The sequence below is a fragment of the Modicisalibacter radicis genome, assembly GCF_900961225.1.
Classification (GTDB): domain Bacteria; phylum Pseudomonadota; class Gammaproteobacteria; order Pseudomonadales; family Halomonadaceae; genus Modicisalibacter.
Genome location: NZ_CAAHFN010000122.1, coordinates 1 through 696, shown reverse-complemented (window position 1 = coordinate 696; position 696 = coordinate 1). Strand labels below are relative to the sequence as shown.

Annotated in this window: 2 protein-coding genes; both read left to right on the top strand. The window is 62.5% G+C overall.

What is annotated here, in order from left to right:
- Window positions 1–416 (top strand): phosphopantetheine-binding protein (locus tag HR9077_RS20010; RefSeq protein WP_210725986.1); only part of this gene is annotated, 416 nt, incomplete at its 5' end.
- A partial coding sequence (locus HR9077_RS20005; protein WP_136069070.1) for a hypothetical protein occupies window positions 413–696 on the top strand: 284 nt, incomplete at its 3' end. The genes HR9077_RS20010 and HR9077_RS20005, both read left to right, overlap by 4 nt.

The window sequence follows — 696 nt, the reverse complement described above, 5'->3', positions numbered from 1 at the left end:
ACTATATGGTGCCGAGTGCCTGCGTGGTGCTCGAGGCCTTGCCCCTGACGCCCAACGGCAAGGTGGATCGCCAGGCGCTGCCGGTGCCTGACATCGCCAGCGGCCCGGGGTACGAGCCGCCCCAGGGGGCCGTGGAGGAATCCCTGGCGGCGATCTGGTCGGAGGTGCTGGGCGTGGCGCGGGTCGGTCGCCACGACAACTTCTTCGAGCTGGGCGGTCACTCGTTACTGGCCGTGCAGATGGTAGCTCGCGTGCAGAGCGAGATGCGGATTGAGCTGACAGTACCCGAAGCGTTTAAACATCCGTTACTGCACGCTCTAGCCAGTCACCTCAGTGCATCAATCCCAGGACATTCGATCGAGCAGGCTCTCGCTGATATCGACTCCTTCATCGACAGCATGGATACCGTTCAATGAATAACATCGATACGCGCCGCATCGCGGAGCGCTTTGCTCGTTTGCCGATCGAACAGCGTCGCGCCGTTTACGACAAGATCCATGCCCAGGGGCTGGGTATCGGGCAGTTTCCCATCCTTGTCCGTGAGGACGCGCTTCAGGAACGTTGCCCTCCCTCGTATGCGCAACGGCGGCAGTGGTTCCTGTGGCGTCTGGATCCGGACAGCAGTGCCTACCATATCACCGGGGCCCTGACGTTGACGGGCGCTCTTTCCCCCGCGGCCTTGCGGGACAGTTTCGA